This is a genomic window from Vibrio sp. 2132-1 (assembly GCF_033344315.1).
Genome location: NZ_JAWPON010000017.1, coordinates 50,142 through 68,464, shown reverse-complemented (window position 1 = coordinate 68,464; position 18,323 = coordinate 50,142). Strand labels below are relative to the sequence as shown.

The window sequence follows — 18,323 nt, the reverse complement described above, 5'->3', positions numbered from 1 at the left end:
AGCACAAAACGACTATAATGTTCTAATACGTGTACATTCAAAGAGATAACATGAAGATATTACTCACAGGTGGCACTGGGTTTATTGGCTCGGAGTTGCTCAAGCTGCTATCAACTCACCAAGTTATGCTACTTACACGCTCTCCAGAGCGAGCAAAACAACGCCTACAGCATGCTGATCTGGGTAATATCGAATACCTTGACTCGCTCGAATCGTTCGCCGATCTCAATCACGTTGATGCCGTCATTAATCTTGCAGGTGAGCCTATTGCGGATAAAAGGTGGACCAGCGAGCAAAAAGAAAAAATCTGCAAAAGTCGTTGGAAAATTACCGAGCAAATTGTTGAGCTGATCCACGCAAGTACCGAACCTCCCTCTGTTTTTATTAGTGGCTCGGCAGTTGGCTACTATGGTGATCAACAAGATCATCCGTTTGATGAGTGCTTACATGTTAATAGCGACGACTTTCCTCACGAGGTTTGTGCAAAGTGGGAGCAAATAGCCAAGCGCGCAGAGTCGGAACAAACACGGGTTTGTCTACTGAGAACTGGCGTGGTACTCGGCCTTAATGGTGGTGCGTTGGCAAAAATGCTATTACCTTACAAGCTTGGCGTAGGCGGCCCACTTGGGAACGGTAATCAGTACATGCCTTGGATTCACATCCTAGATATGGTCCGCGCCATCATGTACTTGCTTGAAACACCACATGCCCACGGTGCATTCAATATGTGCGCCCCCCATCCTGTGACTAATCGTATATTCAGCGGCACACTAGCTAAAACGCTAAAACGTCCGCATATCTTGTTCACGCCTAAATGGGCGATGGAACTCCTAATGGGAGAATCTTCCTGCTTATTGTTTGATAGCATGAGAGCCAAACCCAAAAAACTCACCGAACTGGGCTTTAAATTTAGCTACTCCAGAATAGAGCCAGCACTCAAGCACTTGCTTCATGACCGGAGCTGATGAATGATGGCTCTAATCAAGGTTTCTGAGTCTTAAATTAAATTATGAAAAAGTCGATTCTTATTACGGGTTGTTCAACCGGCATCGGTTACGTGTGCGCTCACGCCTTACAAAACAAGGGATTTAATGTCATTGCATCTTGTAGGAAAGAACAAGATGTCCAGCGCCTAATTAATGAAGGGCTAACCTGCATCAATCTAGACCTAAATAGCCCAGAAAGCATTTCTTCGGGCGTGAAGCAAGCGCTAGAGTTAGCAGAAGGTAAGCTTTACGCAGTGTTCAATAATGGTGCCTATGGTCAGCCCGGAGCACTGGAAGACTTACCCACCGAGGCTCTTCAAGATCAATTTCAGACCAACTTTTTTGGTTGGCACCAGTTGGTCAGAGAGGTGCTTCCTCATATGCGCCAGCAAGGCGAAGGACGCATCATACAAAACAGCTCTGTTCTTGGTTTTGCCGCAATGAAATACCGTGGCGCCTATAATTCATCAAAATTTGCCTTAGAAGGCTGGACAGATACGCTCAGGCTAGAGCTTGCGGATACGAATATCAAAGTGGCATTGATAGAACCAGGACCGATCGAAACTCAATTTAGAAACAATGCATTACGAGCCTTTGAGAAGTGGGTTGATATTGAATCTAGCCCCCATCGTCATGCTTATGAAGGACAAAGAGAGCGACTCAACAACGACAAGTCTAATAATCGATTTGTTTTGCCTGCAGAGTCTTGCATCGCACCAGTTCTTCATGCATTAACTAGCGTTTCACCGAAAATTCGTTATCGAATTACTACACCGACTAAATTATTCGCAGTCTTGAAAAGACTATTACCAACCCGTGTACTTGATAAAATTTTGCGACAGGCTGCATAAAAAAGTTTTGTCGAAATGTAATTTCACCGTAACAATGTGATGTCATTATGAACATGTAGGTTAAAAAAACCTCAACTAAACGAATCAATTTCTACGCAATTCAGCGGGGATTCTTTCGCCCAAAGTGATTGAGTTGCTTAGATTTGGTATCGCCACCCATTACGTTTTGTAGCAATGTTTATACTACTGCGAGGCAACAATGACATTAAATCAGCTTAACTGGCTTAGTGTGGGTGTAGTGTTGACCATGTTCATCCTATTTTGATACCGCACTAACAAATAGCATTAGAATTGCGCTGCTTCGGCAGCGTTTTCTTTTTATCTAACACCTGAGCAGCAATAACCTCACTCTATTACCTCACGTTTTCTCAAAATAGAATGATTCATTATTGATGGTGAATGTCGCTTGAATTTCACCTAAATCAACTCCATATCTAATATCAACGACAAGACACAAGGCAAGGATACTCTGATGCAATCCCCATTTATCGTTGAGATAACAGAACAGAACTTTCGCGAAACGCTTGAAGGATCAATGAACACGCCCGTTTTGATCCACTTTTGGGCCAACGCTCAGCCAGAAAGCGCACAGATACTCCCTGAGTTGCAATCTCTTGCTCAACAGTACAACGGTGCATTTACGCTTGCTCTACTAAATTGTGAAGATCAGCCCGCTTTAGCGTCTCAATTTGGCGTGCAAGTATTGCCAACTATCGCGCTGTTTATAAATGGTCAAGCCGTCGATGGTCTGGGAGGCCCCCAGCCAATTGATGCCATTGCTACCATGCTACAAAAGCATTTGCCAAGCCCAGATGAACAACTATTAAAACAAGTCAGTGAACTTCTTCAGCAAGGTGAGCATGCTCAGGCTTTGAGCATCATCCACACTTTGCCGCCAGAGCTGCAAGAGCGTGGTGATGTGAAACTCGCGATGGCTGATTGTTTGCTAGAAACCAAACAATTTGATATTGCCCAAGAACTACTGAACGCTATCCCTCTCGAGTATCAAGATAACTACTACAAGAGCCTAATAGCCAAGCTCGAGCTGCATTTGCAGGCTGCAGATAGCCCTGAGTTACAGCGACTAGAACAAGCATACGCAGCAGACATGGCAAACTTCGAACTCGCTTGTGAATTGGCGGTACAATACAACCAAGTTGGTCGGGATGAAGAAGCGTTGGAACTGCTGTGGAATATTCTTAAAAAAGACTTGGGCGCCCAAGACGGTGAAGTGAAGAAGACTTTTATGGATATTCTCAGTGCGCTAGGTCAAGGTAACGCATTAGCAAGCAAATATCGTCGCCAGCTTTACTCAATTTTGTACTAAGCGCCGCATTCTTCTAAGAATAAGACAACAAAGGCCGGGATTTCCGGCCTTTGTCATATAAAAAACCAATAACCTCTCAAAGGTCTCAGAACTTCAATTGTCTATTGTCTATAAATAGGTAAAAATGGATCGAACATTATGCACTTAAGGGAATAACTCATGCCAATTGATTCACTGATCACCATCGGTATTTTCGTCGTTCTTGCTGTCGTTATCTTATCTTCAGCCATTAAAACGGTTCCGCAAGGAAACAACTGGACAGTTGAACGCTTCGGACGCTACACCCACACATTAAAGCCGGGTTTAAACTTGATCATTCCATTCGTTGATAAAGTTGGTCAAAAAGTAAACATGATGGAGCGCGTTCTCGATATTCCTGCGCAAGAGGTCATTTCAAAAGATAACGCTAACGTGGTTATTGACGCTGTCGGATTTGTTCAAGTGATCGATGCTGCAAAAGCGGCTTATGAAGTCAACGACTTAGAACACGCTATTAGAAACTTGACCCTTACGAACATTCGTACCGTTTTAGGTTCAATGGAACTGGACGAAATGCTGAGCCAACGCGACATGATCAACTCTAAGCTGTTGGCGATTGTTGACCAAGCAACAAACCCTTGGGGCGTAAAAGTCACACGAATTGAGATTAAAGATGTCCAGCCACCAGCCGATCTGACCGCTGCAATGAATGCGCAAATGAAAGCCGAGCGTAATAAGCGTGCGGAAATTCTTGAAGCAGAAGGGGTTCGCCAAGCTGAGATATTAAAGGCCGAAGGTCATAAACAATCAGAGATATTAAAAGCTGAAGGCGAAAAGCAGTCTGCTATTCTCCATGCAGAAGCACGTGAGCGTGCCGCGCAAGCAGAAGCAAAAGCGACTTACATGGTTTCCGAAGCCATTGCAAAAGGTGACATGCAAGCCGTCAATTACTTCATTGCACAGGGTTATACCGAAGCGATCAAGAGCATTGGTCAAGCCGAAAATGGTAAAATCATTATGCTTCCATTAGAAGCAACCGGACTAATGGGCTCGGTTGCAGGGATAGCAGAAATGTTTAAACAGCAAGATAAAGAATAATTTATGGACTTTTTTAGTTTGTTGGAAGGTATCTCTTTCTGGCATTGGCTAGCGTTTGGCTTTGCTCTTTTAGCAGTTGAGCTACTTGGTACCGCAGGGTATTTTCTCTGGCTCGGGATGTCTGCACTTATCGTTGGAGCACTCATGACCGTTTTGCCAATGAGCTGGCAATTGCAATGGCTTTGCTTTGCAAGCTTCAGCTTAATCACCACCTGGCTTTGGTGGCGACGACAATGGTCTAAAGACAAGCAAGAAGACCAAGAAAGAGATCTGAACCAAAAGTACAAGCAGTTAATTGGGCGTACTCTTATCCTTGAAGAAGACTTTTCCGTCGGGCTCAATCGCATCAAGGTAGCCGATACCACATGGTCCGCACAATCGGATCAAGCACTTCCAGCCGGTACCCGCGTAAGAATCACCGATGTTGAAGGTATTATTTTAATCATTGAGCCTGATTCTAATTAATTTATGCCAAAGTAATGGGGCAAATCATGCTCCATTACTTTAATCTAAACAACTGCTTTCATTTCATTACCTTAATTAAAATCGAGAAAAAAATAAGTATTAGTAATATTATTAATACCCTACCTACCATTTCCTATTATTTAATTATTCAACACACGACAATCAATAAGATAGAAATATATCTAGGTAAATTATCGATCTAAATTTATTTTAAAAAATAAAACTTTATTGAATTATTTTTTGATCTTTTTATCCTCGGATACATACTTAACGCATAAGCATTTAAGTTGAGTGCTTTTTATTTGGTAAGTAAGAGGATGTACTATGAATAAGCTTCTCTTTTTAATGTTGTGCGGTATTTTTTCTTTTTCTTCCTTTGCCTACAACAACGGAAACGGCGGTACAACTAATTTGGGACCTATAGTCGAATGTAAGATGCCAAGTGGCGACGTTACGAATATTCCAAGTGAAATGTGTCGATTTAGAGGTGGGGAATGGGAATAGTAAAGAAGTAAGAGCTTAGTTTGATATAATAGCCCTATTCAACCTTGCCTTTCTGCGTAGTCACGGTTTATACAAGCACGTAGATATTTAAAGTTTATATTAAGGTGATTATTATGAGATTTTTATCTGGTCTATTAGTAATATCTTTTGCCATAATTCCGTTAACCACTCATGCTAATGGTGCATCCGGTGGTCGTACGTTAGGCCCAGAGATAAAGTGTGAGTTGCCAAACGGTAATGTACATATGTTGCCACCGTTATATTGCAAAATATACGACGGCCGAGAAGTGAAATAGAAAAGGAGCCTAGCGGCTCCTTTTATTATCTAATTAAGTATTAGTGGAAGCTGTAAGGGATAAGAACTTGTAGACGTAAGTCTGTTTCATCCGCATCGCCAGCACCTGCGTACTCATCACGTTCTAGGATTGTACCGTGTAAACGAATGGTAGAACCTTTAAGCGCGCCACTTTGTAGTGAGTAAGATACTGTTGCGTTAACTGCGTATTCGCTTTCGTAATCCCAGTCACCTGATGCTCCGCTTGCTGCAGAGTCAGCGCCAGTACCGTAACCAAAGCCTAGGTAGTAGTTCCAGCCGTTACCTTGGTTGTAAGATAGACGGTTGTACCATGCTAGCTCACCCGCTTTGTTCCAGTCAGACAGCGCGTCCCACCACTGAGACCAAGTACCATTGTTCATACCATATGTATGAATAGTACGAGGAACGAAGTCCGCACGGTTATCTGTGTCTGTGTAGCGCAACTCAGACATCCAAGCTAGCTTGCCGAAAGATTGATTCAAAGACAGACCAGTGTGGAAACCTAGACCATCGTATTTCACATCGTCATCAACACCGTAGAAATCAAATGCTAGAGTTGTACGATCGCTCACTGTGTACTTCAAATACGCTTTGTAAGATGTGTTATCAGTCTCGTTGTGGTAGCTAGTTACTTGACCTGCACCCCAGTCAACACCATTTGCATATTGAACGCCAGTAGCTTGACCCAAACCAAGTTGCATAAACAAGCTGTCAGTTAGGTTACCGTTTAGGCCTAGAGAGTGTAGGTAGCTCCATGAAGTGTCAGACCAAAGCGCTGGTGCGTAATCATCTTCGTGAAGCAGCCAAGGTGCTGTAAATTGGTCTGCGCCAAAGTAGCTTAGGTTGAAATCACCAAGTTTAGCGTTTAGTTCGAAACCACGGTAAGTACCAGGTACAAAGCTCCAAACGTTACCGATTGTACCGTTACCACCAGCCTGTAACATACCGAAACGAGCATTAAAGTTTTCGTTTGCTTTGAATTTCAGCGCTGCTTTGTAAACTTTAAGCTGCTGACCATCACCTGCACCCCAGTCTAGGTTGTTACAAGTTGAGATTTCGTTACATAGGTAGCCTTCGTTTGAATTGTAAAGACTATCGTTGTAAAGATCGCCAGAGTAGTAAGCCGCAACATCTGCGCCCACCCAACCATCGTGGTAGCCAGAAGTGAAGTCTAAAATTGCGTTGTAAGAAGAGTAGTTTAGACGACTCCAACGGTCACCATTTTCACCGCCGGGCTTACCTGTTGTACGAGTTCGTGAACGAGTATCAACTATGAATAATGCATTCAGACTTGAGTCTTGCATAAATTCGTTCACTTTCTCTACGTACTCGCCACCTGCTGCACTTTCAGTAGACGCTGTAGCTGGAGCGACAGCAACAACACCAAACATTGCTGCGGTTAACGCTGAAACCTTAAAAAATTTGTCCATGGAAAAACTCCTAAAAATGGATATAGCTGTATTTTTCTATCTCACCTTTAGTTGGCCGCCGAAGGAGAGAAGTAAATTCCTGATCAAACCTCATTATTTCTAATTTGGCTTTTTTTAGTTCCTGCATACACACCGTGTATCCACGTGATTAAGACTAACTTCGCAGCTAAAAACATCCAAATGGAACTTATTTTTTTTCTAAAAAAATATGAGCCACTCCAAAGTTCCATATAACTTATTGATCCAGATCTTATTTTTAACAACACCAACACAACTCAACAAAATATCATTTAAAATCAAACATTTAAATTTAGCCTGAAAGTATCAACTTGAAGTCACTCGCAGACTAAAAAAGCCAAAAAAACCAATAACCCAAGGTTCGATCTTGATCACTGAAAAGAACAAAGGCATCAATTACTCAATAAAAAAACACTTAATTATGAACAAGAAAAAGCCCCGCATGCTTACCATACGGGGCTTTTAGTTATTTTTTAGCTTTTTTGAGAAGACTTAATTCATCAATTCGAGTAAGTCTTGTTCTGTTTTAATTTCGATACCCAGTTCTTGTGCCTTTGCGAGCTTCGAACCTGCATTTTCACCAGCAAACAAAATATCGGTTTTCTTAGAAACACTACCCGTCACTTTAGCCCCCAGTGCTTGGAGGGCTTCTTTGGCTTCTGTACGCCCCAGTTGAGAAAGTGTTCCCGTTAATACTACTGTTTTACCTTCTAATGGTAATTCCCCCACCTGCTCAGTAGTATTAATCTCTGGCCAGTGGATCCCTTGTTCAAGCAAATCTTTAACCACCGCTTGGTTCTGTTCTTCACTAAAGAAAGTCGTAATATGTTGAGCAACCACAGCACCGATGTCTTGCACTTCAATCAACTGCTCTTCGGTAGCATTTTGGATCGCTCCCAACGTTTTAAAGTGCATTGCTAAGTTTGCTGCGGTTGCCTCGCCAACTTCACGGATCCCCAGTGAATACAAAAACCGAGGTAAAGTCGTTTCTTTGGATTTTTCTAACGCATTCACAATATTCTGCGCAGACTTTGGCCCCATGCGATCTAGTACGGTTAAAACCCCCGCAGATAACTTAAATAAGTCAGCAGGAGTTTTCACCATCTCACGGTCAACAAGCTGCTCGATCACTTTATCGCCTAAACCGTCAACGTCTAACGCTTTACGAGAAACAAAGTGTTTTAGCGCTTGTTTGCGTTGGGCTTGGCAAACTAAGCCCCCCATACAACGTGTTACCGCTTCTCCTTCGATCCGCTCAACATGCGAACCACAAACAGGACACTGAGTTGGGAAAACAATATCTCGAGCTGTTTCTGGTCGACGCTCTTTGATGACAGAAACGACTTGCGGAATAACATCGCCAGCACGGCGGATCACAACGTGATCACCAATCTTGACTTGCAGACGTTCTATCTCATCTGCGTTATGAAGCGTCGCATTACTTACCGTTACCCCACCAACAAATACAGGCTCTAGTTTAGCAACAGGTGTAATCGCACCAGTGCGACCGACTTGGAACTCCACTTCATTCAGTGTCGTCATTTCTTCCTGAGCTGGGAATTTGTAGGCAATCGCCCAACGTGGAGCGCGAGCAACAAACCCCAGACGCTCTTGCACGGCAATATCGTCAATTTTAATAACGACACCATCGATCTCATAAGGGAGGGCATCACGACGCTGCAATATATCTTGGTAGTAAGCTTTTACATCCGCCAAGCTTTCAACTCGCTTAGTTTCCGGACACATTGGCAGCCCCCAAGATTTGATTTGCAAAAAGCGTTCGTAATGACTTGCTGCCAATTCTGCGCCTTGCACCACGCCTACACTGTATGCATAGAAGCTAAGCGGACGAGAAGCCGTAATACGTGAATCCAATTGTCGTAAGCTACCTGCCGCAGCGTTACGTGGATTAACAAAGATTTTCTCGCCTTTCTTCCTTGCTAATTCATTGAGCTTTTCAAACCCAGCTTTCGGCATAAAGACTTCACCACGAACTTCAAGACGATTTGGCCAGTCATTACCCCTGAGTTTTAAAGGAATGGCTTTAATCGTACGCACATTCTCTGTGATGTTTTCACCCGTAGTACCATCGCCTCGAGTGGCCGCCTGAACTAACACGCCATTCTCATATAACAAACTTACGGCGAGTCCATCCAATTTAGGCTCACAACAGTATTCTTTCACACTCTGGCTGCCCACGCGCTCTTGTGCGCGCTTGTGGAAACTATCAAGTTCACTATCATCAAACGCGTTATCAAGCGAAAGCATCGGTACTTCATGTGTCACTTGGCTAAACGCAGAAAGAGGTTGTCCACCGACACGTTGGCTTGGCGAGTCTACGGTTATTAAGTCAGGGTTCTCAGCTTCAATATCCAGTAACTCTCGCATTAAACGGTCGTACTCGGCATCAGGGATCTCTGGGTTATCTTCCACGTAGTAACGCACAGCGTGGTAATGCAACGACTCTTTTAGTTCTTCTAGTCGCTGAAGTACTGATTCAGACATAGTAAAGCCCCGTGTATTTTCAATCGGTGAGGTTGGGAAATCCAAGAAAAAGGGCTCCATCCGGAGCCCTATTATTATTTGCTGTTAAGATTATGCGTTAGCGGCATTAAACTCAACTATTTGACGTCGATAAGATGCTAAACGATCTGGCGTCATTAAGTTGCGCTGGTCATCAAGTACGTTACCACCTAAGTCATCAGCAATTTGCTGCGCAGTTCGGAGCATTAAGTTGAAGTTCTGTTCAGCCTCGCCATAACAAGGCAATGTCATGAAGAATGAAATACCCTTAGTTGTAAACTCAGCAGGATCAGCATGCTCAAACGTACCAGGGTGCATCATATTAGCGACGCTAAACAGCACTTTGCCGTTACCGGACAAGTCAACATGACGATGGAAAATATCCATCTCGCCATAAATTAGACCGTTTTGTTGCATACTTTCAAACAAAGCAGTACCAACAAATGGCTCTTCACCAGCACAGTGCACATTCAATACAATCACTTGCATTTCAGGTTCTGGCTTTGGCTCTTCCTTAGGCTCTGCAACGACAGGCTCACTAACCGTTTCGACTTGCTGTTCTTTCTCCGTAATATCAAACGCGGCGGGAATAACGTCTTCTTCCACAGCAGGCTGAAATGGCTCTTCAGCTACTGTTGCTTGAACAACAGGCTCAACGTCCTCTTCTTTATCTTTTTCTGCAACAAATGAAGGGATGTCATCCGGCTCCTGCTGCGTCTGTTTGACTTCAGATGGACCACCGAATAACGGGTCAGATTCAAACTTGTTGTCGAAAGAGCTCGCCATCCCAAAATCTGGTTCTTTGCGATCTTTGCGAATGATCTCAAAGTCATCTTCAGGAGCGGGAGCGAAGTCTCGTTCTTTCTCAACAAGATCATTTTTGTCTTCTTGGTCAACATCCAGCTTACCAAGTGGCTTGTTGCCAAACTTTGCTTTGCCTTCTTTTTTACTGCTCCATAAACCATGAAACAGTAATGCCGCGATGGCTAATGCGCCAACAACAATGAGTACGAATCGCAATTCCTGCATTATTTACTCTCAATATACTTGTTTTTACTACTCGCAGTTCCTTGAGCAGCAACCCAAGTGCAATAAATCTGAATGATACGTTTACTTTACCAAAACTATATGTAGATTTAGAACAACTTAATGCAAGAAGTTCCGTTTTTTGTTGTGATTCTTGCCACGATTCCACTTAACAAGACGTCATTTGTCAGGGCATTGAAAGAAAAGTCCTCACAGGTACAATGAGTTTTCATTTACACGAAGCCAAAATAGACATGAAGCAAAACAATCAGCAGAGAACCGGGTTCGGTTATTTTCTATACGGGATACAATTGGCACTTGCCCCTAAAATCAGGCGCTTTGTCATCTTACCTCTACTTGCAAATATCTTGCTTGTAGGTGGTGCCATCTTCTATCTATTTTCAAACCTTAATATATGGATAGAAGGCTGGATTGGGCAGCTGCCTGAGTTTTTATCCTGGTTAACTTACATTCTTTGGCCTTTACTCGCTCTGACGATACTCGCTACCTTCTCCTATTTTTTCAGCACGCTCGCGAACTTTATCGCCGCGCCATTCAATGGCCTCTTGGCTGAAAAAGTGGAAGAGTACTTAACGGGACAAAAAGTAAATGATGATGGTTTCACTGCCGTCCTGAAAGATGTTCCTCGCGTTTTAGCTCGTGAGTGGAGAAAGCTCCTTTACATTTTACCTAAAGCAATAGGCCTATTCCTGTTATTGCTCATCCCTGCCCTTGGACAAACAGTAGGACCATTTTTATGGTTTATCTTTACCGCCTGGATGCTCGCGATTCAATATTGTGACTACCCGTTTGATAACCACAAAATCCCATTTAACGACATGCGTTACAAATTGAAACAAAAGCAAGGTAAGGCCTATGGCTTTGGGGTATTGGTGTCTGTATTTACGACGATCCCAATTTTGAACCTCATTGTCATGCCTGTAGCAATATGTGGTGCAACCGCTATGTGGGTCGCGGAGTTTAAGCACCAACGATAGTCGATTAGAGATTAAGGAAAGGGATCAGCGCCAGCTTTTCACTTTTCTTTTATCAAGTTCTGGGCCAACCTAATAAGATATAACTTTTTAATCCTTTTCCCTTTTTTTCATACCGCATATTCTTCTATCCATATTCACACAACGTGTAATGAAGGAACATCACTATGAGCAAAATCTACGAAGATAACTCTCTTACTATTGGTAATACACCTCTCGTTCGTCTAAACAAAGTAAGTAAAGGCAAAGTTCTCGCAAAAATTGAAGCGCGTAACCCTAGCTTCAGTGTTAAGTGCCGTATCGGTGCAAACATGATTTGGGAAGCAGAGAAAGCGGGCCTTCTTAAGCCAGGTGTAGAGCTTGTAGAACCTACCAGTGGTAACACTGGTGTTGCTCTAGCATTCGTAGCGGCTGCTCGCGGTTACAAGCTAACATTGACCATGCCTGAATCAATGAGCCTAGAACGCCGTAAGCTACTAAAAGCACTAGGGGCGAACCTTGAGCTGACTGAAGCGGCGAAAGGCATGAAAGGGGCGATTGCTAAAGCAGAAGAAATCGTAGCAAGCAATCCTGAGAAGTACCTACTTCTTCAACAATTTGACAACCCAGCGAACCCAGAAATCCACGAAAAGACTACGGGCCCTGAGATTTGGGAAGCGACAGACGGTGAAATCGACGTATTCGTTGCTGGTGTTGGTACGGGCGGTACTATTACAGGTACTAGCCGTTACATCAAAGGTGAAAAAGGCAAAGCCATCACTTCTGTTGCAGTTGAGCCAGCAGAGTCTCCGGTTATTGCACAAGCACTTGCTGGCGAAGAAATCCAGCCTGCCCCACACAAAATTCAAGGTATCGGTGCTGGTTTCATCCCTGGTAACCTCGATTTAGACATTATTGACCGTGTTGAGCAAGTTACCTCAGAAGAAGCGATTGAGATGGCTCGTCGCCTAATGGAAGAGGAAGGTATCCTAGCTGGTATCTCATCTGGCGCAGCGGTTGTTGCAGCGAACCGACTTGCGGAACTACCTGAATTTGAAGGAAAAACAATTGTAACTGTCTTGCCAAGTTCCGGTGAGCGTTACCTAAGTACAGCACTCTTTGCAGGTATCTTTACCGAAAAAGAGAACCAACAATAATATGTGTTCAAATCAATTTTTAGTTTAAAAAAGCCCCGTTTAGGGGCTTTTTTGTTGATCCCTGCCCTACCTTTGGTAATATCAGGGTGTTTTATTTCTAGCTTCAAAATAAAGAAGCAGAACACAAAAAGGTTTCAAAGTGATTACGCACGCAAACAGTTGCGTAGTTACCAAACTTTTGACTAGTATCAGAACTGACGCGCTTTGAACTCTTCCCGTGCTAGCGCACAAGATGTAAAGCAGTTAAGCTAAAATCTGGTCACAAACTAACAAAAAAATACATTTATTGGGGTATATCACATGTACGAGAAGCAAGTAGAAATCACAGCAGAAAACGGCCTTCACACTCGTCCAGCTGCACAGTTTGTTAAAGAAGCAAAAGCATTCGACGCAGACATCACCGTGACTTCTAACGGTAAAAGCGCTAGCGCTAAGAGCCTGTTCAAACTACAAACACTAGGCCTAGTAAAAGGTACTCAAGTTACTATTTCTGCTGAAGGCCCACAAGCTCAGCAAGCAGTTGACCACCTAGTTGCTCTAATGGACCAACTACACTAATCCGGTCTCCTACTCCAGAAGCCATTTTGTGAAAGCAAAATGGCTTCGTTGGAAATAGGCTCAAAACTAAGCTAAAACTATTCGTTAGCGCACCCATTATTCTCCCGTTTTATAAAGTTGACCAAACTTAAGGTAAGGCTATGATTTCAGGCATCCTAGCATCTCCTGGTATTGCAATCGGTAAAGCACTACTACTTCAAGAAGATGAAATTGTCCTAAACACAAACACTATTTCTGACGATCAAGTAGAAGCTGAAGTTCAGCGTTTCTTTGACGCTCGTAACAAATCTGCAGCTCAGCTAGAAACTATCAAGCAAAAAGCGCTTGAAACGTTTGGCGAAGAAAAAGAAGCGATCTTTGAAGGTCACATCATGCTTCTTGAAGACGAAGAGCTAGAAGAGGAAATCCTAGCACTTATCAAAAACGACAAGATGACTGCTGATCACGCTATCCACTCAGTGATCGAAGAGCAAGCATGTGCTCTTGAGTCTCTAGACGACGAATACTTAAAAGAGCGTGCAACTGACATCCGCGATATCGGTTCTCGTTTTGTTAAGAACGCACTAGGCATCAACATTGTTTCGCTTAGCGATATCAACGAAGAAGTAATTCTTGTTGCTTACGACCTAACGCCATCTGAAACTGCACAAATTAACCTAGACTACGTGCTTGGTTTTGCTTGTGACATCGGTGGTCGTACATCTCACACTTCAATCATGGCTCGCTCACTTGAGCTTCCAGCTATCGTTGGTACTAACGACATCACGAAGAAAGTTAAGAATGGCGACATGCTGATTCTTGACGCAATGAACAACAAGATTGTTGTTAACCCATCAGAAGCTCAGCTAGAAGAAGCGAAAGCGGTTAAAGCAGCATTCCTAGCTGAAAAAGAAGAGCTAGCGAAACTGAAAGACCTACACGCAGAAACGACTGACGGTCACCGTGTAGAAGTTTGCGGTAACATCGGTACAGTGAAAGACTGTGACGGTATCCTTCGTAACGGCGGTGAAGGTGTTGGTCTGTACCGTACTGAATTCCTATTTATGGACCGTACTGCGCTACCAACTGAAGAAGAACAGTACCAAGCGTACAAAGAAGTTGCGGAAGCAATGAACGGTCAAGCTGTGATCATCCGTACTATGGATATCGGCGGCGATAAAGATCTCCCATACATGGATCTTCCAAAAGAGATGAACCCATTCCTAGGCTGGCGCGCTGTACGTATCAGTCTAGATCGTCGTGAAATCCTTCGTGATCAGCTACGTGGCATTCTACGTGCTTCTGCACACGGCAAACTGCGTATCATGTTCCCAATGATCATCTCTGTCGAAGAAATCCGTGAGCTTAAGAAAGCGATCGAAGAGTACAAAGAAGAGCTACGCGCTGAAGGCCACGCGTTCGACGAAAACATCGAAATCGGTGTTATGGTTGAAACTCCTGCTGCTGCTGCGATCGCACACCACTTAGCGAAGGAAGTGTCTTTCTTCTCTATCGGTACAAACGACCTAACTCAGTACACGCTAGCGGTTGACCGTGGTAACGAGATGATTTCTCACCTATACAACCCGCTATCACCAGCTGTACTTACTGTGATCAAGCAAGTTATCGACGCTTCTCACGCAGAAGGTAAATGGACTGGTATGTGTGGTGAACTTGCAGGTGACGAGCGTGCAACACTTCTACTTCTAGGTATGGGTCTGGACGAGTTCTCAATGAGCGGCATTTCAATCCCTAAAGTGAAGAAAGTAGTTCGTAACTCTAACTTCGCAGAAGTGAAAGCAATGGCTGAAGAAGCCCTTTCTCTACCGACAGCAGAAGAAATCGAAGCCGTGGTAGAAAAGTTTATTGCTGAGAAAGCTCAGTAATCGGTAGTACCAAGTAATTCAATACTTAATGGCCATTAGACGGCGAAAAAAGTCGTCTAATGAGCTATATTGGTATACTATAATTCGACAGAATAAAACCAAACCTTAGGAGCATGACACAATGGGTCTGTTTGACAAACTTAAGAAGCTTGTATCTGATGACAGCGCTGACGCTGGTGCTATCGAAATCATCGCGCCACTTTCTGGTGAGATTGTAAACATCGAAGACGTGCCAGATGTTGTTTTCGCTGAGAAAATCGTTGGTGACGGTATTGCTATCAAGCCAGCAGGCAACAAAATGGTAGCTCCTGTAAACGGTACTATCGGTAAGATCTTCGAAACTAACCATGCGTTCTCTATCGAGTCTGACGACGGTGTTGAGCTTTTCGTTCACTTCGGTATCGACACAGTTGAACTAAAAGGCGAAGGCTTCACGCGTATCGCTGAAGAAGGCCAAACTGTTAAAGCTGGCGACACTGTAATTGAATTCGATCTAGCTCTTCTAGAAGAGAAAGCGAAGTCAACGCTAACTCCAGTTGTTATCTCTAACATGGACGAAATCAAAGAGCTAAACAAGCTTTCTGGTTCTGTAACTGTTGGTGAAACTCCAGTTCTACGTGTAACTAAGTAATTTTTACTTAATCGAACACGAAAAAAACGCTGCCAATGGCAGCGTTTTTTATTATCTGACTTTTTTCTGAGCGATGTGCATCGCTGAAACACGTTCAACTGAGCAAGCCTAGTGCTGAGCTCGGCCTTTGCTTCGCTTGAGCGAGTAATGCAGTTGTCGCATCTTGGAGCACTTGAGAACGCACCATTTCCGTAGATTCTCTTGCGAAGTCTGTATCTCTTATTCGACTCTTGGATTCTGTAACACTCCGATTCACAGTATTTAAGTTATCCATCGAGCCGTTTACACGGTTCTGAAAGCTGCCAATTTCACTCCGGTGAGAATCAACATACTTAATCGCTGCATCAATCACCCCAATTGAAAGCTGCGCCTTACCTGCCGTCGACATATCGATGTCATCCATTGTGACTAATTGACCAGCGCTCACATCAAGCTCATCCGCTAAACTCCCATCGAGAACCACACCCTCTGGCGCCTTCATCGTAGAAGCGAAGAATTGCAGTTCGTTGTTTTCCGTTACTGAAGCATTCACTATCGATTGTTGAGCATTGATGTAAGTGGCGACCTGTTCTATACGGTCACCCAATTTGAGTCCAATGGATTCCGTTTGGGTTTGCCCTTTACTGTCTTGGTATTCGACTTTTAGGGTTTGGTTATCTTTAGTGACTCGCCAATCTTTATCGATCGCATCACCAACATAATGCTGCCCTCCCATCTCTGGGATATGGCTACGCATGTTACGTAACGTCAAAGAGATTGAATTAGCGTTCGCGCCAATATGGAAACTTTGTGAACCGTAAGATCCATCAAACAGGTTTTTATCCGCAAATGTTGTCGTGATCGCGACACGATCAAGCTCATCTTGCAGCGCTACGACCTCATATTGAATACTTTGCCGATCACTTGAGTCATAACTGCCGTTTGCTGCTTGAAGCCCCAGAGAGCGTAAGCGTTGCAATATGTCACTGCTTTCGTGCAATGCTCCCTCCGCTGTTTGAGCAACAGAAAAAGCGTCGTGTGCATTTCTTAAGGCGACATCAAGCCCTCTCGTTTGTACATGGAGAGTATTCGATATCTGTAAACCTGCCGCATCATCGCTCGCCGAGTTTATTCGAAACCCCGAAGTTAGGTTGCGTTGTGACTCAACATTTTGCGCAGCTGCTTGACTCAGGTGTCTCTGCGCCACCATCGCAGAAACATTGGAATTTAAAGAGATCATCTAATCGATATGAATGCCTTATCGAACATAATGTCAGGACACATCTGAATCGTTATAGCCAATAAGCAAAAAGCCAGGGATGAGCCTGGCTTTGGTTTCTTGCTTTGTTAAATAGATTAACCTAGCAGACTTAGCGCTGAGTTAGGCGCTTGTTTCGCTTGCGCAAGGATTGAGCTTGACGCTTGCGATAGAATTTGTGATTTGGTCATTGCCGTTGTTTCTTTCGCGAAGTCAGTATCTTTGATACGGCTCTTCGACGCATTCACGTTCTCGTTAATGTTGTCCAAGTTGCTGATTGCGTGGTTGAAACGGTTCTGGAATGCACCCAGCTCTGCGCGGTGGCTGTCTACGTATTTCAGTGCCGCATCGATGATAGCAACAGATTCTTGTGCGCCACCAACTGAGGTTACGTCGATAGTATCTACCGTTACCTTTTTGCCTTCGCCCAAACCTAGTTCACCAGATAGACCACCTGAAAACTCGACCTCGCCCTCAACTTTGTTGTTGCCAGCGAAGATTTGCAGTTTACCGTCTTGGTCTACTGACGCTTTCACTAGGTCAGTTTGACCGTTAATGTAAGTCGCAAGCTCTTCGATATCGTCACCCGCTTTTGCGCTGATGTTGATTTCTTGCTCTTGGCCGTAGCTGTCCGTTAGGTTGATTTTTAGGTCGTTCTTACCTTCAGCAACGTTCCAGTCTTTACCTTTACCACTTTCAGCTTGGTAGCTCACACCGCCCATCATTTTGTTGTCTGAACGCATGTCTTTTAGCTCAAGCATCACTGCTTCACCGTTATCTGCACCGATTTGGAACGATTTCGCACCGTGTGTGCCGTTTAGTAGCTTGTTACCACCGAAAGAAGTGGTTTCTGCGATACGGTTTAGTTCGTCGTTTAGCGCGGTCACTTCTTCTTGAATCGCAACGCGCTCTGCTTTCGAGTTTGAACCGTTTGCTGATTGCAGAGACAAGTCACGCATACGTTGAAGAATATTAGTGGTCTCATTCATTGCACCTTCAGCAGTTTGTGCAATCGAGATACCGTCGTTCGCGTTGCGAACCGCTACATCCAAACCACGGCTTTGTACGTTCAAACGGTTCGAGATTTGTAGACCCGCAGCGTCATCTTTTGCGCTGTTGATTTTAAAACCTGAAGACAAACGCTCCATAGAAGTTTGTTGAGCTGAGTTTGCGTTGTTTAGGTAACGCTGAGCGGTCATCGCTGATACGTTAGTGTTTACATTCACTGCCATGGTGATTTCTCCAATTGATTTTCCGGTGTAGCGGTTTCCGACGTCTCGGAAAACCAAGTAGTTCTCTCAAAGTTACCTCTATTAACGACACCAAATTCAGAAGCTTTAGAAAAAAGTTTAAAAAAATAACATTGCGAGATTTAGCT

The 18,323-nt window shown here is 43.8% G+C and carries 15 protein-coding genes; 10 read left to right on the top strand and 5 right to left on the bottom strand.

Translation table 11 applies throughout. The annotated features are described in order from the left end of the window. Positions 1–50 precede the first annotated feature (50 nt). The 5 genes from R8N47_RS18315 to R8N47_RS18295 all read left to right on the top strand — a co-directional run bounded on the left by R8N47_RS18315 (position 51) and on the right by R8N47_RS18295 (position 4,706). Positions 51–965: a TIGR01777 family oxidoreductase gene (locus R8N47_RS18315; RefSeq protein WP_005382076.1), complete on the top strand. Its 915-nt coding sequence runs from the start codon at positions 51–53 to the stop codon at positions 963–965. Positions 966–1,009: 44 nt separating this feature from the next. Beyond that, positions 1,010–1,837, top strand: a complete 828-nt coding sequence (locus R8N47_RS18310; protein ID WP_064353702.1) for an SDR family oxidoreductase — start codon at positions 1,010–1,012, stop codon at positions 1,835–1,837. A 472-nt stretch (positions 1,838–2,309) separates the two neighbouring features. Then, the gene (locus tag R8N47_RS18305) at positions 2,310–3,164 is read left to right on the top strand and encodes a co-chaperone YbbN (protein ID WP_054578026.1); all 855 of its coding nucleotides are present in this window, start codon (positions 2,310–2,312) and stop codon (positions 3,162–3,164) included. A 159-nt stretch (positions 3,165–3,323) separates the two neighbouring features. Beyond that, on the top strand, positions 3,324–4,241 hold the full coding sequence (locus tag R8N47_RS18300; protein ID WP_005382060.1) for an SPFH domain-containing protein: 918 nt from the start codon (positions 3,324–3,326) through the stop codon (positions 4,239–4,241). A gap of 3 nt (positions 4,242–4,244) precedes the next feature. Beyond that, positions 4,245–4,706 (top strand): NfeD family protein, encoded by a 462-nt coding sequence (locus R8N47_RS18295; RefSeq protein ID WP_017634826.1) that lies wholly within the window; start codon positions 4,245–4,247, stop codon positions 4,704–4,706. A gap of 840 nt (positions 4,707–5,546) precedes the next feature. Here the strand turns inward: R8N47_RS18295 and R8N47_RS18290 are convergent. The 3 genes from R8N47_RS18290 to zipA all read right to left on the bottom strand — a co-directional run bounded on the left by R8N47_RS18290 (position 5,547) and on the right by zipA (position 10,526). Then, on the bottom strand, positions 5,547–6,956 hold the full coding sequence (locus R8N47_RS18290; RefSeq protein WP_005382055.1) for a hypothetical protein: 1,410 nt from the start codon (positions 6,954–6,956) through the stop codon (positions 5,547–5,549). Positions 6,957–7,466: 510 nt separating this feature from the next. Then, on the bottom strand, positions 7,467–9,479 hold the full coding sequence (ligA, locus tag R8N47_RS18285) for an NAD-dependent DNA ligase LigA (RefSeq protein WP_064353698.1): 2,013 nt from the start codon (positions 9,477–9,479) through the stop codon (positions 7,467–7,469). Between the two features lie 90 nt (positions 9,480–9,569). Then, a complete protein-coding gene (gene zipA / locus R8N47_RS18280; RefSeq protein ID WP_042523140.1) occupies positions 9,570–10,526 on the bottom strand; it encodes a cell division protein ZipA in 957 nt (318 codons plus the stop codon). 251 nt (positions 10,527–10,777) lie between these two features. Here zipA and cysZ point away from each other — a divergent pair, with 251 nt between their 5' ends. The 5 genes from cysZ (at position 10,778) to crr (ending at position 15,708) form a co-directional block, all read left to right on the top strand. Then, positions 10,778–11,521 carry a sulfate transporter CysZ gene (cysZ, locus tag R8N47_RS18275; protein ID WP_025998633.1) on the top strand — a complete coding sequence of 248 codons (744 nt, stop codon included), beginning with the start codon at positions 10,778–10,780 and terminating at the stop codon, positions 11,519–11,521. 164 nt (positions 11,522–11,685) lie between these two features. Next, a complete protein-coding gene (gene cysK, locus R8N47_RS18270; protein ID WP_005382045.1) occupies positions 11,686–12,654 on the top strand; it encodes a cysteine synthase A in 969 nt (322 codons plus the stop codon). A 300-nt stretch (positions 12,655–12,954) separates the two neighbouring features. Continuing rightward, a complete protein-coding gene (locus R8N47_RS18265; protein WP_005382043.1) occupies positions 12,955–13,212 on the top strand; it encodes an HPr family phosphocarrier protein in 258 nt (85 codons plus the stop codon). A 140-nt stretch (positions 13,213–13,352) separates the two neighbouring features. Beyond that, positions 13,353–15,077, top strand: a complete 1,725-nt coding sequence (ptsI, locus tag R8N47_RS18260) for a phosphoenolpyruvate-protein phosphotransferase PtsI (protein WP_064353697.1) — start codon at positions 13,353–13,355, stop codon at positions 15,075–15,077. A 121-nt stretch (positions 15,078–15,198) separates the two neighbouring features. Further along, positions 15,199–15,708 (top strand): PTS glucose transporter subunit IIA, encoded by a 510-nt coding sequence (crr, locus tag R8N47_RS18255; protein WP_005382041.1) that lies wholly within the window; start codon positions 15,199–15,201, stop codon positions 15,706–15,708. A 94-nt stretch (positions 15,709–15,802) separates the two neighbouring features. Here the strand turns inward: crr and R8N47_RS18250 are convergent, their stop codons facing one another. Further along, positions 15,803–16,927: a flagellin gene (locus R8N47_RS18250; RefSeq protein WP_064353696.1), complete on the bottom strand. Its 1,125-nt coding sequence runs from the start codon at positions 16,925–16,927 to the stop codon at positions 15,803–15,805. A gap of 116 nt (positions 16,928–17,043) precedes the next feature. Beyond that, a complete protein-coding gene (locus R8N47_RS18245) occupies positions 17,044–18,177 on the bottom strand; it encodes a flagellin (RefSeq protein WP_005380447.1) in 1,134 nt (377 codons plus the stop codon). Positions 18,178–18,323: the final 146 nt, after the last annotated feature.

What these genes read in the sequence shown, in the direction of transcription:
- R8N47_RS18315 (WP_005382076.1), top strand. Translation starts at nt 51, where the DNA reads ATGAAGATATTACTCACAGGTGGCACTGGGTTTATTGGCTCGGAGTTG.
- R8N47_RS18310 (WP_064353702.1), top strand. Translation starts at nt 1,010, where the DNA reads ATGAAAAAGTCGATTCTTATTACGGGTTGTTCAACCGGCATCGGTTAC.
- R8N47_RS18305 (WP_054578026.1), top strand. Translation starts at nt 2,310, where the DNA reads ATGCAATCCCCATTTATCGTTGAGATAACAGAACAGAACTTTCGCGAA.
- R8N47_RS18300 (WP_005382060.1), top strand. Translation starts at nt 3,324, where the DNA reads ATGCCAATTGATTCACTGATCACCATCGGTATTTTCGTCGTTCTTGCT.
- R8N47_RS18295 (WP_017634826.1), top strand. Translation starts at nt 4,245, where the DNA reads ATGGACTTTTTTAGTTTGTTGGAAGGTATCTCTTTCTGGCATTGGCTA.
- R8N47_RS18290 (WP_005382055.1), bottom strand. Translation starts at nt 6,956, where the DNA reads ATGGACAAATTTTTTAAGGTTTCAGCGTTAACCGCAGCAATGTTTGGT.
- ligA (WP_064353698.1), bottom strand. Translation starts at nt 9,479, where the DNA reads ATGTCTGAATCAGTACTTCAGCGACTAGAAGAACTAAAAGAGTCGTTG.
- zipA (WP_042523140.1), bottom strand. Translation starts at nt 10,526, where the DNA reads ATGCAGGAATTGCGATTCGTACTCATTGTTGTTGGCGCATTAGCCATC.
- cysZ (WP_025998633.1), top strand. Translation starts at nt 10,778, where the DNA reads ATGAAGCAAAACAATCAGCAGAGAACCGGGTTCGGTTATTTTCTATAC.
- cysK (WP_005382045.1), top strand. Translation starts at nt 11,686, where the DNA reads ATGAGCAAAATCTACGAAGATAACTCTCTTACTATTGGTAATACACCT.
- R8N47_RS18265 (WP_005382043.1), top strand. Translation starts at nt 12,955, where the DNA reads ATGTACGAGAAGCAAGTAGAAATCACAGCAGAAAACGGCCTTCACACT.
- ptsI (WP_064353697.1), top strand. Translation starts at nt 13,353, where the DNA reads ATGATTTCAGGCATCCTAGCATCTCCTGGTATTGCAATCGGTAAAGCA.
- crr (WP_005382041.1), top strand. Translation starts at nt 15,199, where the DNA reads ATGGGTCTGTTTGACAAACTTAAGAAGCTTGTATCTGATGACAGCGCT.
- R8N47_RS18250 (WP_064353696.1), bottom strand. Translation starts at nt 16,927, where the DNA reads ATGATCTCTTTAAATTCCAATGTTTCTGCGATGGTGGCGCAGAGACAC.
- R8N47_RS18245 (WP_005380447.1), bottom strand. Translation starts at nt 18,177, where the DNA reads ATGGCAGTGAATGTAAACACTAACGTATCAGCGATGACCGCTCAGCGT.